This window comes from Pseudoalteromonas sp. MMG022, from assembly GCF_021654245.1.
In the GTDB taxonomy this organism is placed as follows: Bacteria; Pseudomonadota; Gammaproteobacteria; order Enterobacterales; family Alteromonadaceae; genus Pseudoalteromonas; species Pseudoalteromonas amylolytica.
Map to the genome: position 1 here is coordinate 77,172 of NZ_JAKFZQ010000013.1, position 15,574 is coordinate 92,745.

Here is a 15,574-nt window from a genome sequence, read left to right on the forward strand (position 1 = left end):
GCGCTCCAAGGCGCATTTTTTTATTTGCTTGCTAAAAGCTGCTCAGCTCTGCTGAAGTCTGAATCGCTCAGGTCCCAGCAATAAAATGACTTCATTGCACCCGCTTTAATTTGAATTTGTACGACTGTCAGTAGATACACCCGCTTGCGTTTGATGCTAATAATATCTTCACTATGGATATAATGCGTTCCAAGCCCGAAAGAGTAACTCACCCCTGCTTTATCTATGTGTACAAAGCGTTTATCACTCAGTGCGAGCACTATCGAAACGAGACTTGCACCCAATAACCCATAGCACAGCACCGATAGTGTGATGGTCCCAGTAGCCGATATTGAACAGAGCGTAAAAAGGCCCAAGCCTAGTATCAAGAACACGCCATATAAGCGCCAGTTCACTGTTAAATCGACCGTTCGCACTAAAAACCTCCATATCACATAGCATTATTTGAGGGGGGACTATTTATGTAGAAGCAATAATAACAGCTAACGTACCCAAATCAATACGTAGAATATGAATTTTTCATGCTTTTTTATTAGGTATAAAAAAACCGCTTGAAGATCAAGCGGTTTTTAAATTTTTAAAAGTGGTTAAGAATTACTTAGCCGCTTTTTTCTCTTTTTCTGCAGCAATTACAGTGTCAGCAACGTTTTGCGGACATGGTGCGTAGTGTGAGAACTCCATAGAGAACTGACCACGACCTGAAGTAATTGTACGTAAGTGACCGATGTAACCGAACATTTCAGAAAGTGGTACGTCACCCTTGATGCGAACGCCAGTTAGGCCAGCTTCTTGGTCTTTGATCATACCACGACGACGGTTAAGGTCACCGATTACGTCACCCACGTTGTCTTCTGGTGTGAACACGTCAACTTTCATGATTGGCTCAAGAAGCTGTGCACCCGCTTTAGGGATAGACTGACGGAATGCGCCTTTCGCTGCGATTTCGAACGCGATTGCCGATGAGTCAACTGCGTGGAAACCACCGTCGAATAGCTCAACTTCAACGTCTAATACAGGGAAGCCAGCTAGAACACCTTCTTCCATCATTGACTTGAAGCCTTTCTCAACTGCAGGCCAGAATTCTTTAGGTACGTTACCACCAACAACTGTTGACTTGAACGTAAAGCCTGAATTTGGCTCACCTGGCTTGATGCGGTAATCAATCTTACCGAACTGACCAGAACCACCTGATTGCTTCTTGTGCGTGTAGCTATCTTCAACTTCTTGCGTGATAGTTTCACGGTAAGCAACCTGAGGCTGACCAACGATTAGGTCTACGCCGTAAGTACGCTTAAGGATGTCTACCTTGATGTCTAGGTGTAATTCACCCATACCTTTAAGGATAGTTTCACCTGAATCTTCGTCAGTCTCAACTTGGAATGATGGATCTTCTGCAACCATCTTACCAATTGCGATACCCATCTTCTCGTTACCGCCTTTATCTTTAGGCTGTACCGCGATTGAGATTACCGGCTCAGGGAAGATCATCGCTTCAAGTGTACATTCGTGCTTAGGATCACAAAGAGTGTGACCTGTTTGAACGTTCTTCATACCCACAACCGCGATGATGTCACCCGCTTGTGCTTCAGTTAGTTCGTTACGCTCGTCTGCTTGCATCTCAACCATACGGCCGATACGCTCAGTTTTACCTGTTGCAGAGTTAAGGATAGTGTCACCTTTTTTCATGCGACCAGAGTAGATACGGATGAAGGTAAGTGCACCGAAACGGTCATCCATGATCTTAAACGCAAGCGCTTTAAGTGGCTCATCAGCAGAAACTGTTGCTACTTCACCAGTAGGCTCACCTGTTTCAGGATCAGTTAGCGGCTGAGGATCAACTTCTGTTGGTGCAGGTAGGTAATCTACAACTGCGTCAAGTACTAGTTGAACACCTTTGTTCTTGAACGCTGAACCACAGAAAGTTGGGAAGAAAGCAAGGTCACGTGTACCTTTACGGATACAACGCTTGATATCTTCGATAGAAGGTACTTCACCTTCCATGTATGCTTCCATTAGATCGTCGTCTTGCTCTACTGCAGACTCGATTAGCATCTCATGGTATTCTTCAACTTTGTCTACCATGTCTGCTGGAACGTCTTGTACTTCGTAGTTTTCAGGAAGACCTGTGTCATCCCAAACGTATGCTTTCTTTTCAAGTACGTCTACAACACCACAGAACTCGTCTTCGATACCGATTGGTAAAGTCATCACTAGTGGGTTTGCTGCAAGTACGTTTTTAACTTGACCTACTACGCGGTAAAAGTCAGCACCCATACGGTCTAGTTTGTTTACGAAGATAACACGTGCAACTTCTGATTCGTTCGCATAACGCCAGTTAGTTTCTGATTGTGGCTCAACACCACCTGAACCACAGAATACACCGATACCACCGTCAAGAACTTTTAATGAACGGTATACTTCAACTGTGAAGTCAACGTGTCCTGGAGTGTCGATAACGTTTAAACGGTGACCTTTCCACTCACACGTTACAGCAGCTGACTGGATTGTGATACCACGCTCAGCTTCTTGTTCCATGAAGTCAGTAGTAGACTCACCGTCGTGTACCTCACCAGTTTTGTGAATCTTACCTGTAAGCTTTAGGATACGCTCAGTGGTGGTAGTTTTACCCGCATCAACGTGCGCGAAAATACCAATGTTTCTGTACTTCGATAAATCTGCCATTGTTTTGCTCTATTTAAAGTAGAAAAATTATTCGGCGGGAGTATATCACCTCTTATTGCGAACATCATCCTTGATATCGCTTAAAATGCGCACAATTTGTGAAAAAGTTTTTATTCGTGGCGATAAGTAATAATAAACACAGCCACTATTAGGTTATCTAGATAAAATCAACAACGATGCTGAAAGTTGAGTAAACTCCAGCCTTTTACGCCCCGTTCACCGCAATTATGCCGCTAAAACAAGATAAATAAACCCAGAATAACCCCTAACCCTAATAAAGGCACAACCACAGTCAACATAGCAAGTGGCCAATATGCCGCCTGATGTGTTTCTTTACATATCGCTCTGACGGTTGTGACCACGTAGCCATTATGGGGCAAGGTATCAATCGCACCGGAGCTTATCGCCACAACACGGTGTAATTCTGAGTTGTTGACACCCAAGTCCATATAGTGCGGCGCAACCAAAGGCAATGCAATAGCCTGCCCACCTGATGCCGAGCCTGTTAATCCTGCGATCACACTGACCGCAATGGCGGCACCGAGTAATTCATTGCCGGGAATTTGCGTCATCAGAGCCACCGCTTCACCAAAAGCTGGGGTCACTTTTGCTACCGCGCCAAACCCGACGACCGCTGCGGTATTACCGATGGCTACCAATGCCCCTGTTGTCCCTAAGTTGATAGCTTGTTGTAAATTGACAAAGTGCTTAAAGTTACACACCAAGATACTCAGCACCCCACCCAATAACGCGACAATTAGTGCACTTTGTTGTAGTGCTTCGTGCAGCGTAAATGACAACGTTAACACCACAATAAGCGGAATAAGCCCCGTAACAGGGTGCGGCAAACGTCGCTTAGATTCCACAGGATCATCATCACGTGCTTCGAACACTTCTCCATTTTGCTGTGCTTTTCGGATCATGCGCATCAGTAAGAAATAGCCCAATACCGCCATAAATATGGCCACCACTAAGCTTTCTTGCCATGCAGCATAAGGTGATGTGCCCAAATACTTTATTGGGATCCAGTTTTGAATTTCTGGTGAACCTGCTGAGGTCATGGTAAAGGTCACCGAACCAAAGGCCAAAGTCGCGGGAATAAATCGTCGAGGAAGATTTGCGTCCTTAAATAAGCTCAGCGCCATCGGAAATACAGAAAACGCCACAATAAACACGCTCACACCACCATAGGTGAGCAAAGCACAGGCCAAAACGACTGCAAGCACGGCATACTTCATGCCCAATTTAGAGACTATATAGTGAGCGATGGCATCCGCAGAGCCGGTATCTTCCATAAATTTGCCAAACAATGACCCCAGTAGAAACATAAAGAACCAAGCCTGAACAAATCCACTGAAGCCCGCCATATAACTGCTGATAAATGCAGGCTGATCCGCCACTGGAAAAACCGCTATTTGGCTGCTCAGTGCGACTAATAACGCGCACAGTGGGGCGGATATAAATAAGTTAACACCTCTGAGTGTAAGAACAATCAATAATGCTAATGCGCCAATAAGACCAACCATGCTAAGCATACAATTACCTTATAGTTATTATTTGTATTTGCGTATTTGTTATACTGTAAAATCAACTTTAGATCGAATGCCCTAGGATAAATAAACAGGGCTTCCACACCCAATCGTAACACTGTAAAAACCAAATGCTTACTTTTAAATTACATTAAGACCGTCTAAAGCCCCTCAAATAAAAATGAAAATTAATCTCAACAAGGTTGTTGACACCCATCTAAATCTAATTGATAATCAATCTCAACATGATGAGGTTGACGGCTCATCATGTTAGGTAACTCGAATTGTTTCTCGACCCTGAAACAGACGTGTGGCGCACGCTAACAGCCATAGGTTGAGTGTGTTTGTAACAACGCCCCTTGAAGCAAACACTTTCAACCGACTCACTATTTTACTTGCTACATTGCTCATATCGGTGACGGTAGATATGACACTAAAAAGCCCCTTGTGGGCTTTTTTTATTTCTGCACTCGAAAATACCCTGACACGCAATCTAAATGAAAATTATTTTCAAAAAGACCTTGACCAAACACTAGATCTAAATGATAATCAATATCAACAAAGGCATTATTACTTTGTTACTCTAAACTTCTTTGAAGGCCCTGAATTCGTTTGGCATACGTAAACTGCTCAGTATCGAGAACAAGCACAATACTTGTTCGTCCATACATTCACAATTTTACTTGCTACATTGCTCATATCGGTGACGGTAGATATGAAAACTAAAAAGCCCCTTGCGGGCTTTTTTTATTTTTAGGCTAAGAAAACTGGCTGTAATGAGCTGTAATCGACTATAAAATCAACACTCTGTATTATAAAAGGTACTTGAAGCGTGAATAAAAATTACTCTAATGACCCATGCTCGACGCCGCTGCAACCTTATTCTAACCCTGTTGTTGCTGGCAGGATTTACCTTTACCAGTTGGTTTAGCTTTCATATGGCCCACAATTCACTCAGCGAGGGCATTGTGGACGATGCATTACCACTGACGAGTCACTTGATCAGCACCGATCTACAAAAACAGTTACAGGCACCAATTTATGTTGCACAAAGCATGGCACAAAATCACTTTGTCCATTTGTGGCTCAACGACAGCGACCCCAGTACCGATCAGCTATTTGTTTTTTTAGATAAAACCAGAAAGTTATTTCAAAGCCAAACCAGTTTTTTGGTCAACCATAAAACACTCACTTACTACCACTACGATGGCCGCACTCATAGGCTAGATTTAAATGCACAAGAATCGCTTTGGTACCAACAAGCTATTACATCTTCACACAGAGACTATATACTCAACGTTGATGTTACACCGCAGGATAACTTTAGAGCCATCGTATATGTGAACCATAAAATTGTACTCAATGGTGAACTACTTGGGGTCGCAGGTGTTGGCATTCAGCTCTCCGATTTACGAGCACTCATCAAACAGTACCAGACCCTATATCAACGCAAAGTCTATTTCGCTGATCACCAAGGGCGGCTACTGTTCTACAATCAATCTTTGCTGCCCAACCGTACTTTACACTCTGAGTTTGGCGCGCACCAAAGCGCAATAATCGATCAGAAAAACTATAAATTCTCAGTTAAACACAATGGCGTTGAACGCCTGATAAACAGCCGTTACATCCCAGAATTAGGCTGGTATCTGTTAGTAGAGCAAGAGTTCACAACTCAAACAACGTTAACAGATGCGCTGATCGCCAACTTGTTACTTGGTGTGGTAATCACATTGTGCATTTTAGCAATAGCACAGTTAACCTTTAATCAATACCAATCTCGTCTGGAGGCCATCGCGCTGACTGACAAACTTTGTAATGTATTAAACCGCCAAGCTTTTGAGCCTCAGCTACAAAAGCATATCGCGCGAGCCAGAATGGGCCGAGTGCCTTTGAGCTTACTGTTGCTGGATATTGATCACTTTAAACAAGTCAATGACCGACATGGTCATTTGGCGGGTGATAGAGTGTTAAAACACTTTGCACAGCTATGCAAATCTGTGGCAAATCATAGTGATATCATCTGTCGTTGGGGAGGCGAAGAGTTTATGATCTTGATGCCCAATACATATTTGAGCCATGCTCAACAACTCAGTGAAAAGCTTCGAGAAAGACTGGCAGCATGTGAGTGTGAAGTACCCATTACGATAAGCGTCGGCATCGCCCAATATCAGCCTCAAGAGAGTGAGGATGAGTTTCTTAAACGTGCCGATGATGCGTTATATCGTGCCAAAAATCGCGGACGAGATAGAGTCGAGTTGGCCGCGTAACTGAGCAGCCCCCCTCAACATTTAACGACGGTTTTTCCGCGCGCGAGCACGCCTTTGTTTCTTTTCTTCCTCTTTGGCAGCTTTTTTCGCCTCGGCTTCGGCCCTTAGCTGTGCCACCATCACTTCTTCTGCTTCACGCATTTGTGGTGTTTCCATTGTAATGCGGCCAATGATTGCATCGCGCAGTTCATTGATTAAGATTTCTGACATTTTGTATGTATCTATTTGATTGCCACCACGGATACAACCACGCTTTTTACCTGCAACTTCAATAAACTCCCAATCTTGTTCTGGCAGCTCGTCGAGCTTATAACGCGATTTGAGTAACTCGGGATAAGCTTGTAGTAAATATTCAGCGGTATAACTGGCCACTTCTTCATAATCTATGGCGGTATCTCTGATGGCCCCAGTTGCAGCTAAGCGATAACCCGAGTTTTCATTTTCAACTTTTGGCCACAGCATACCCGGCGTATCGTACAACATAATGCCATCTTCCAACTTAATACGCTGTTGTGCCTTTGTGACCGCAGGCTCATTGCCTGTTTTAGCAACGATCCTACCTGCCAAAATATTGATAAGTGTTGATTTTCCAACGTTGGGGATCCCCATGATCATGGCCTTAAGTTGTTTGTCAGCCCCCACCTTGTGTGGTGCTAACCTCTTACACAATTCATTTATTTTGTGTACTTCAGCTGCTTTATCGTGACCAAAGGCAATGGCTTTCACACCACTTTCTTGCTCAAAATATGCCATCCATCGTTCAGTTAACGCAGGATCGGCTAAATCGGCTTTATTTAATATTTTGATGACCGGCTTGTCACCACGAAGTGCTGATACCATGGGGTTTTCACTGCTGTAAGGAATGCGTGCATCCAACACTTCAATAATTACATCCATCTGCGGCATAATTTCTTTAATCTCATTACGAGCTTTATTCATATGCCCAGGGAACCACTGGATGGCCATCGCTTTCTCCTACAGGTAAAAATCAAAACGCCATTTTACCTAGGTAATCACAAAATTACCTTAATCTAGGTAAAATTTTATCTTTTTGTCGTCAATAACACCGCATACCCGCTTAACTCCAGTATACTGCGCGCATCATTTTATCGGGTACATATTCATATGGCATTAAAGTCAACTATTATAAAAACACAGCTATCACTTAGTGATATGGATAGGCACGTTTATCACACCTGTTCTTTGACCCTTGCACAGCATCCATCAGAGAACGAACAGCGGTTGATGGTAAGGTTGCTTGCGTATGCGTTGCAATACCAAGAGCAACTCGAGTTTACCAAAGGCCTATGCGCCGATGATGAACCTGAAATTTGGGTTAAAAACTACAGCGACGAAATTGAGTTATGGGTTGATTTAGGTTTACCTGATGATAAACGTGTAAAGAAAGCCTGTAATCGCGCTAAACACGTTGTGTTGTACACCTATGGCGAAAACACTCAAACCTTATGGTGGCAAAAAAATCAGGCTAAGCTCAATAGTTTTGGCAATTTATCCGTGGTAAGCCTGCCTTATAGCGCAACACAACAGCTAGCAGAAATGGCAGCTCGTTCAATGTCTTTAACCATCACGGTTCAAGATAAAGAGATATGGATAAGCGACGAACAGCGCAGCGTACATCTGATACCGGAGCAATTAAAGTAGGAGTTAAAATGGCGATAAAACGTGTTGTGGTATTACACGGTTTGTACATGTCTGGCTTTGTAATGCAGCCACTGTGTTCTAGATTAACCAATCAGGGATTTGAAATACTCAATCTCAGTTACAACACCCTAACGCCAAACAAAGCTTCTATCTTTACTGCCATTGATCAGTTTATTGCAGACCAACCCACAGCGTTAGTCTGCCACTCTATGGGCGGCTTGGTCGCCCGAGCCTACTTAGAGAATAACTCTCAACCTAGTCTATGTGTGGACAAAGTGATCACACTGGGCACACCACATAAAGGCAGCGCCATTGCCAAACACATGCATGATAAAGGCCTGAACATGCTGCTCAAAGATAGCATAGAGTTTTTATTAAGTGACAATCACGACTGGCCGTTTAAAGCGAAGTTGTACAGCATCGCTGGCGACTTACCCATAGGCCTAATGCCATTGCTAAAAAAGGGCAGTCGCTCAGATGGCACGGTACTGTTAGAAGAAACCAAACTCAAAGGTATGGCGGAACATAAAGTATTTCACCTAAGCCATACCAGTATGATTTACTCACGTCAGGTAACCGAGTATATCCTACAATTGCTTAATCAAGACCGTCACGCTCAACTCAACTAGTGGTCTCCACTTTGCGCAATTTTGTATGCAACCCAAGCAATTATTCCAGTGATAAGCGGAATAGGTGCTGCGATGTAGCCAAATGCATCGGAGTTAGCAAAGCTCGCTCCTGCTAGATGACCAATCAAACCTATCAAAAATGCAACTAAAGCGATGACAACCACAATGATCTCTGACTTGTGTTGTGATTTGGTTTTACCTTGCATGATTACTCTCCTTCAATAATGACCTTGTGTACTACAGGTTCATTATGCGCCCAGAGAAAGCGTAATTTTTGACCTACATCAAACCATGGCAAGCGCTGCTTTCATCTTCGCGATGGATATGTTTCAGATCAATTTTTCAACGAAATAGCTTTAGGGTAATAAAAAGTTGGCAAGCTTTATTCCCATCCCAATACCAAATCATGAGTTTTTGATCTTAGGGTAGAAAAATCGCGTATAACCCTCATATTAAATATTATTGGGACGAAGTCCCCTATTCAATTGATTTTTTCGATTAGTTACATAGATTATAGTCGATGGGAATTTAAGCGACTTTCACCCATACTATGAACATCAAAACAAGGAGCTTATTATGAATACAACGAACTCAATTGGTTTAGACAATCAAAAAAGCCAGTCACTGGTGACATCACTCAACACATTACTGAGTAGTTATCAGATCCAATATATGAATGCGCGTGGCTTTCACTGGAACATCAAAGGTCGTAACTTCTTTGAGCTACACCTTAAGTTTGAAGAGATTTACAACTTACTGTTGGAAAAAGTCGATGAAATTGCTGAACGCATCCTCACCATAGAAGGTAAGCCGTTACATGCTTTTTCTGACTACTTGGAAACCAGCAAGATAGCTGAAGCGAAAAATATCAGTGACGGCGCTGACGCGTTAAACAACCTGTTAGCGGGTTACAAGGTCTTGATAGCCATGCAACGTGATATTTTAGAGCAAGCTGGCGATGCACAGGATGAAGGCACCGCAGCGCTGATGAGCGATTACATTAAAGAGCAAGAAAAGCTAGTCTGGATGCTTAAAGCTTATCTCAACTAAGCGCTTGATGTTGCCTTCATGCTGAGACTGTTGGCTAACCAACTCTGCCATGTTGGCATAAAAGGTAATACTGGTTGCAGTACCTTGCCACAACTGAGTCAAAACGTGGCGGGCAAGTACATTTGCCCCCACGTAATCTACATGCTTTAGACCACGTTGCGTCACACCAGTAAAATACTGCCTCGTATCTTCAATGCTATCAGCGGTACTCATTTCAAACTCACTCAGATCCACCACGCCATAGGTTATGCTATGAGCGGGGAATTTACCTGCATAAGCACGCAAATCATTTTGAAAGGCCAACACACCTTCTTTATTGAATGCCCCCTTGAGGCTCATATAAGCATAAGGAGGCTGCATATAAACACGCCACAGACCATGAGCTAAAAACATCTAAAACACCCTACTCATCAGTAATGCTGTCAAGAAGACAGCAAGGCCAAGAAAAAAGTCATTTCCAGTGCTTTATCCTGCAAACTTTTGAAGCGTCCAGATGCTCCACCATGACCCGCATCCATATCCGTTTTGAACAGTAACAAGTTATCATCGGTTTTTACTTCTCGCAATTTGGCAACCCACTTCATCGGCTCCCAGTATTGTACTTGCGAGTCATATAAACCCGTTGTCACCAGAATGTGAGGATAATCTTGTTGTGTCAAATTATCATACGGTGAATAGCTCAAAATAGTTTGATAAGCCGTTTCATCGTTTGGGTTACCCCATTCGTCATATTCGTTGGTAGTCAGTGGAATAGATTCATCTAGCATGGTGGTCAACACATCGAGAAATGGCACGTGACAACCCACTCCCAAATACAGTTGCGGTGCCTGATTAACTATGGCTCCCATTAACAAGCCACCAGCACTGCCACCGGATGCAAATACCTTGTTTTTATCCGCATAACCTTGCTCAACTAGGCTCTTTGTCACGTCGATAAAATCATTAAAGGTATTTTGCTTGTGCTCTTTTTTACCCTGTTCATACCAAGGACGCCCTAACATTTCAGAACCACGAATATGTGCAATCACATACACAAAGCCTCTATCGAGTAACGACAATGTTGAGCTGGCGAAGCTCGGATCGATAGTAATACCATAAGCGCCATAGCCATATTGCAACATTGGGTTAGTACCATCTTTGCGGAACTTGTCTTTGTGATAGACCAAAGAGACAGGCACTTGCACGCCATCTCTGGCCGTCACAAAAAGTCGTTTAGAGGCATAGTTGCTGGCATCAAAACCGCCTAATACTTGTTGTTGCTTACGCAGAGTTTTACGCCCCGTTTTTAAATCACAATCGTACACTGTGTTTGGTGTGGTGAGGCTGGAGTAGTGAATTCTAACAGAGTTGCCGCTCGACTCAGGGTTATACCCAATCCCCGCATAAAAACACTCGTCATCAAAACTAAGATGATAACTCTCACCCTCATAGTTGTGCACCACAAAGCGGATCTGTCCGAGTTCTCTTTCGGTTATGACAAAGTGGCTATCAAATAACTCCATGCCTTCTATCAAAATGTGTTCGCGATGGGCGATCAGTTCCTGCCACTGCGATAAGTCTGCAATCGTTGTCTCACTTGCTTTTAACAGACGAAAGTTCTTAGCTTGATGATTGGACAAGATGTAGTAACTTCCTGCGTGTTTATCTATTCCAAACTCATGGCCCTCAGTACGCGGGAACAATCTGTTAAACTCACCCAGTGGCGCATTTGCATCTAGTACCATAACATCACTGGTTTGCGTCGCAGCAAGATGGATATAGATTTCACTTTCATCACGACTTTTGCCCAGTTCCATGTAAAACTGTCGATCTTGCTCTTCATACACTAGAGTATCATCGCTTTGTGGTGTGCCCAGCACATGGCGATAAACCTGGTAGCCCAGCAAAGTTTGTAGGTCTTTTTTTACGTAAAAAACCGTTTTGTTATCGTTTGCCCAAACTAGCTGCCCTTCGGTATTTTCCAATACATCTGCTAAATATTGATTGCTCGTCAGGTCTTTGAAACGAATTGTGTAGATTCGTCGCCCGTCTGTGTCTTCACTGTATGCTAGCAGGTCGTCATTTGGACTAACGTTTATCTCTCCAATATCATAATATTCGTATTTATTTGCCAGTTCATTGACATCCAGCAGTAAGGTTTTATTAGAGAGCTGTTCATCTGTCGCACGAAAGTGACTGGCATATTCGTCATCCCCTTGCACATCGCTTACATACCAGTAAGCGCCATCTTTCACAGGCACCGAACTGTCATCTTTAACAATCCGCCCTTTAAGTTCTTCGAACAAGGTATCCTGCAGTGACTGATGGGCAGACATATGATGATCGGTAAAGACATTCTCTTGTTTAAGGTGGGCAATAATTTCGTCATCTTGCCTGTCGTCATCTCTCATCCAATAGTAATTATCGATACGAGTATGTCCATGAAGCGTCATACTGTGTGGAATTTTTTTTGCAATGGGTGCAGACATTTTCTCAGTCACTACGCTGTTCCTATTTTCTTTTTTGTGCAGTCTAACATAACTTTTACCAGCTGGGCGGGGGAGTAAACACGTAAAAAAGGGCCAATCATTACAATTAGCCCTTGATTATATTACGGTGCTCAACTAGGCATTTGTTGGCTTTTTCGCGCTGTGACAACGCGTTTCAATGATTGAAACAAAGCGATAAAAAACGCCCTGATATCCGTCATAATAATGTACAAACAAGGCACCAACAATAAGGTGATCAAGGTTGCAAAAATAACCGCAAAGCCAAGTGACACCGCCATTGGGATCACAAACATTGCCTGTAAGCTGGTTTCAAACATGATGGGTAAAACACCAGCAAAAGTCGTAATAGAGGTTAAGGTGATCGCCCTAAAGCGCGTACAGCCTGCGCTAATCACCGCTTCTTTTAATGGCATACCTTCTTTGCGGGCCTGATTTACAAAATCAGTCATGACCAGCGAGTCATTGATTACCACACCGGCCGCCGCAATGATCCCATAGGTTGACATCATACTCAGGTCCAGCCCAAAGAATAGGTGCCCCCAAATAGCGCCTACAAGGCTGAAAGGGATCACTGACATTACTATCAAAGGTTGTGCATAGCTCTTAAGTGGTATCGCCAAGAGAATATAAACAATCAACATACCAACAATGAAAAATACAAATTGTTCATTGGCCTGAGCCTGCTGCTCTTCAACCGATCCACCCAGTTTCGTTTTTACCGAAGGGAAGGTTTTTAACAACTCAGGCAAAATGTCATCATCAATGCGTTTGGTTACAGCATTGGGCTCAACCACTTCCTCGTCAATGTTGCCGTAAACATAAACGGTGCGATAACCTTCTTCACGGCGAATATAGCTGATCCCCGGCTTTTCGATGAGTTCAACGACATCACCTAACATCACATCTTTGCCTTGTGGCGTGGTGATCACAGTATGCTTGAGCGATGAGAAGGCTTCACGTGTTAGCTTTGGATAGCGCACCATGACTCTCACCTCTTCACCGTTTCGTATCACACGCTGTGCTTCGCCACCGTAAAAGCTCGCCCCCACTTGTGACCCGATGTTTTGTAGGTTCAACCCTAAATCATAGGCAACAGGTTTAAGTATCAGTTGAATTTCCTTGCTGGCAGGGTCAATGGTCGAGCTGATATCAAACAGGCCTTTTTCATCTTGTAGCATGCGAATTAGCTGCCTGCCCGCAGCGTTCAAGGTGTCAATGTCCGAGCCATACAGCAAATAGCCAAAATCACCATCTCCGCCAATATTAATCACCTCCTCTTCAATAAGGATCGATTTTACACCGGCTATTTCTGGCATATTCTCACGCCAACGACGGGTTAGTTCAAAGGTATTAAATGGTCTAAGTGGCTCATCCACTAAAGGCGCTAACACTCGTCCTTCAGTACGCCCCTCGTTCATAACCATGATATCTCGCACCATTTTTTGCCCGTACTCTTGCTCGACTTCTTTATCCACCGAAACAATCAGCGCTTCTAATTGACGAATGGCCGAAATCGTTTGCTCGTCCGATGCATTGTCGTTCATGGTTAGGTTTATTGCTGGGAAATCATGCGGTATTTTAGGCACAAACAGCGTACGTACCGCTCCGCTTGAGATGAGCGCAATACTCATAATGAACATGCCAACAAATGCAAAAAGTACCGTCCAACGCCACTGCACGCACAGGGTTACAAATCGTTTATAAGGCCCATTCACAAAACCAAAAAACCGCTTGTTAAAACGAACGCGCCAACTGTTTTCTGGCATTGGTTCAAATTTAGTATGGGCAATATGCGCAGGTAGGATCAGCTTTGATTCGATTAGGCTAAAGGCAAGGCACAGTAGAACAACCCCCGCAATAGACACAAAATTGGAGCTATCTGGACCACTTGAAAACATGAGTGGCACAAACACGGCCATCGTGGTTAACACCCCAAATGTTGCGGGTGTCGCTACACGTTTAGCGCCACGCACAACACTTTCAACACCTGGCCCTTTCTTTTCTATTTCGGTATAGGCACTTTCACCTATCACAATCGCGTCATCAACGACTATCCCCAGTACCATGATAAACGAGAAAAGCGACACCACATTGACGGTAATATCTAGTAAAGGCATCGTCATGATCGCGCCTAAGAAACAAATCGGCAGGCCAACCATCACCCATAACGCAAGCTTAAAGCGTAAGAAGATGGAAAGCATGATGGCCACCAAAATCGCCCCTTGAAAAAGGTTGCTCTTCATCATATCGAGACGGCCATTGAGGTAGTACGTCATGTCAACTAATGGGTCAATTTGTACCCCCGCTGGTAGTTGTTCATTTTTATGGGCAATGTAGTCTTTAACCGTCTCAGCAATGGGGATCATGTTTTGGTCTTTAGTGGCCTTGACCGCAATATAAACAGCATTGTTACCATTGAGTTTGAAGTAGCGCTCTCCCTCAGTAAACGCGTCTTTTATTACCGCAACATCTTTGAGTAACAACTTGGCGCCATTGTCGCCAATCTTCACTGGCAGTTGTCGAAACTGATCGCCATTGTAAGACTGGTTTTCAACACGCACAGAAATGACTCCCGCACCGGTGCGTATTTGCCCAGCCGATAGATTGGTAGAATAACCACGAATAGCCTGTGTCACATCGTTGATGGTGAGATCGTATTGGCGCAGCATATCTGGGTCAATCTCGATAGCGATTTCATCCAACGGGACACTCACCTCAACCAAAGAGACACTACTGAGTTGTAGCAATTCATCTTCTATATTCTTAGCGATGGGTTTTAAATCCGTCAGTGGTAAGTCGGCTGAGACCGTCATCCCAATCACGTCTTGCCGAAACTCCCGCTGACTGACCGTGAGCGGCTCCATGGCCGCTGGAAACGTTGCTATGCCATCCACGCGAAGCTTGACTTTGTCCATTACGTCGGCCAGTTCTACATCAGGGTCAATCTCTAATGTTGCACTGCCACCATTACGAAACGCTCGATATACCCCTTCTTCTATTTCAGTGATATCTTTGAGCGCTTCTTCTATTTTGACCAGAATACTTTCTTCTATTTCCTGTGGAGATGCCCCAGGATAATTCGCCTCTATATTGATGTAATTTAATTCTACATTCGGAAACATTTGCCTCTGAATTGAAAAATAAGAGGCGATACCAACAATAATGATAAACCACATCAATAAGTTGGCTGCGACAGTATTGTTTGCAAAATAGGCAATTATGCCCGTTTGTTTTTCATGCTGTTGTGTACTCATTCCTGATCCCAG

Annotated in this window: 13 protein-coding genes; 5 read left to right on the top strand and 8 right to left on the bottom strand. The window is 43.7% G+C overall.

Features of this window, described 5'->3' with window-relative positions:
• Positions 1–20: 20 nt before the first annotated feature.
• From L1070_RS13100 to L1070_RS13110, 3 genes are all read right to left on the bottom strand, one after another.
• Positions 21–416, bottom strand: coding sequence for a hypothetical protein (locus L1070_RS13100; RefSeq protein WP_237125856.1), 396 nt, complete (start codon positions 414–416; stop codon positions 21–23).
• A 178-nt stretch (positions 417–594) separates the two neighbouring features.
• Positions 595–2,682: an elongation factor G gene (fusA, locus tag L1070_RS13105; RefSeq protein WP_237125857.1), complete on the bottom strand. Its 2,088-nt coding sequence runs from the start codon at positions 2,680–2,682 to the stop codon at positions 595–597.
• 233 nt (positions 2,683–2,915) lie between these two features.
• Positions 2,916–4,217 (bottom strand): GntP family permease, encoded by a 1,302-nt coding sequence (locus tag L1070_RS13110; protein ID WP_237125858.1) that lies wholly within the window; start codon positions 4,215–4,217, stop codon positions 2,916–2,918.
• Positions 4,218–4,551: 334 nt separating this feature from the next.
• On the opposite strand from L1070_RS13110, the gene L1070_RS13115 reads away from it, so the two are divergent.
• Both L1070_RS13115 and L1070_RS13120 read left to right on the top strand, forming a co-directional pair.
• Positions 4,552–4,836 carry a hypothetical protein gene (locus L1070_RS13115; RefSeq protein WP_237125859.1) on the top strand — a complete coding sequence of 95 codons (285 nt, stop codon included), beginning with the start codon at positions 4,552–4,554 and terminating at the stop codon, positions 4,834–4,836.
• Positions 4,837–5,062: 226 nt separating this feature from the next.
• The gene (locus L1070_RS13120) at positions 5,063–6,478 is read left to right on the top strand and encodes a sensor domain-containing diguanylate cyclase (RefSeq protein ID WP_237125860.1); all 1,416 of its coding nucleotides are present in this window, start codon (positions 5,063–5,065) and stop codon (positions 6,476–6,478) included.
• 21 nt (positions 6,479–6,499) lie between these two features.
• On the opposite strand, the gene ylqF is transcribed toward L1070_RS13120, so the two are convergent.
• Positions 6,500–7,444, bottom strand: a complete 945-nt coding sequence (ylqF, locus tag L1070_RS13125; RefSeq protein WP_237125861.1) for a ribosome biogenesis GTPase YlqF — start codon at positions 7,442–7,444, stop codon at positions 6,500–6,502.
• Positions 7,445–7,603: 159 nt separating this feature from the next.
• Between ylqF and L1070_RS13130 the strand changes: the two genes are divergently transcribed.
• Positions 7,604–8,140 (top strand): YaeQ family protein, encoded by a 537-nt coding sequence (locus L1070_RS13130; RefSeq protein ID WP_070982848.1) that lies wholly within the window; start codon positions 7,604–7,606, stop codon positions 8,138–8,140.
• Positions 8,141–8,148: 8 nt separating this feature from the next.
• On the top strand, positions 8,149–8,769 hold the full coding sequence (locus tag L1070_RS13135) for an alpha/beta hydrolase (protein WP_237125862.1): 621 nt from the start codon (positions 8,149–8,151) through the stop codon (positions 8,767–8,769).
• On the opposite strand, the gene L1070_RS13140 is transcribed toward L1070_RS13135, so the two are convergent.
• Entirely contained in the window at positions 8,766–8,975 is a 210-nt protein-coding gene (locus tag L1070_RS13140; RefSeq protein ID WP_070982850.1) for a hypothetical protein, read from the bottom strand. The two genes, L1070_RS13135 and L1070_RS13140, sit on opposite strands and share 4 nt — an antisense overlap.
• 370 nt (positions 8,976–9,345) lie before the next feature.
• Between L1070_RS13140 and L1070_RS13145 the strand changes: the two genes are divergently transcribed.
• Complete coding sequence (locus L1070_RS13145; protein WP_237125863.1) at positions 9,346–9,819, top strand: Dps family protein; 474 nt, start codon at positions 9,346–9,348, stop codon at positions 9,817–9,819.
• On the opposite strand, the gene L1070_RS13150 is transcribed toward L1070_RS13145, so the two are convergent.
• From L1070_RS13150 to L1070_RS13160, 3 genes are all read right to left on the bottom strand, one after another.
• Entirely contained in the window at positions 9,787–10,212 is a 426-nt protein-coding gene (locus L1070_RS13150) for a hypothetical protein (protein WP_237125864.1), read from the bottom strand. The two genes, L1070_RS13145 and L1070_RS13150, sit on opposite strands and share 33 nt — an antisense overlap.
• A 29-nt stretch (positions 10,213–10,241) precedes the next feature.
• Positions 10,242–12,287, bottom strand: a complete 2,046-nt coding sequence (locus tag L1070_RS13155; protein ID WP_237125893.1) for a S9 family peptidase — start codon at positions 12,285–12,287, stop codon at positions 10,242–10,244.
• 131 nt (positions 12,288–12,418) lie between these two features.
• Positions 12,419–15,562: an efflux RND transporter permease subunit gene (locus tag L1070_RS13160; RefSeq protein WP_237125865.1), complete on the bottom strand. Its 3,144-nt coding sequence runs from the start codon at positions 15,560–15,562 to the stop codon at positions 12,419–12,421.
• Between the last annotated feature and the right edge of the window lie 12 nt (positions 15,563–15,574).

Coding starts and splice junctions, on each gene's coding strand:
- L1070_RS13155 (WP_237125893.1), bottom strand. CDS start 12,287: ATGTCTGCACCCATTGCAAAAAAAATTCCACACAGTATGACGCTTCAT.
- ylqF (WP_237125861.1), bottom strand. CDS start 7,444: ATGGCCATCCAGTGGTTCCCTGGGCATATGAATAAAGCTCGTAATGAG.
- L1070_RS13160 (WP_237125865.1), bottom strand. CDS start 15,562: ATGAGTACACAACAGCATGAAAAACAAACGGGCATAATTGCCTATTTT.
- L1070_RS13145 (WP_237125863.1), top strand. CDS start 9,346: ATGAATACAACGAACTCAATTGGTTTAGACAATCAAAAAAGCCAGTCA.
- L1070_RS13140 (WP_070982850.1), bottom strand. CDS start 8,975: ATGCAAGGTAAAACCAAATCACAACACAAGTCAGAGATCATTGTGGTT.
- L1070_RS13130 (WP_070982848.1), top strand. CDS start 7,604: ATGGCATTAAAGTCAACTATTATAAAAACACAGCTATCACTTAGTGAT.
- fusA (WP_237125857.1), bottom strand. CDS start 2,682: ATGGCAGATTTATCGAAGTACAGAAACATTGGTATTTTCGCGCACGTT.
- L1070_RS13120 (WP_237125860.1), top strand. CDS start 5,063: ATGACCCATGCTCGACGCCGCTGCAACCTTATTCTAACCCTGTTGTTG.
- L1070_RS13150 (WP_237125864.1), bottom strand. CDS start 10,212: ATGTTTTTAGCTCATGGTCTGTGGCGTGTTTATATGCAGCCTCCTTAT.
- L1070_RS13135 (WP_237125862.1), top strand. CDS start 8,149: ATGGCGATAAAACGTGTTGTGGTATTACACGGTTTGTACATGTCTGGC.
- L1070_RS13110 (WP_237125858.1), bottom strand. CDS start 4,217: ATGCTTAGCATGGTTGGTCTTATTGGCGCATTAGCATTATTGATTGTT.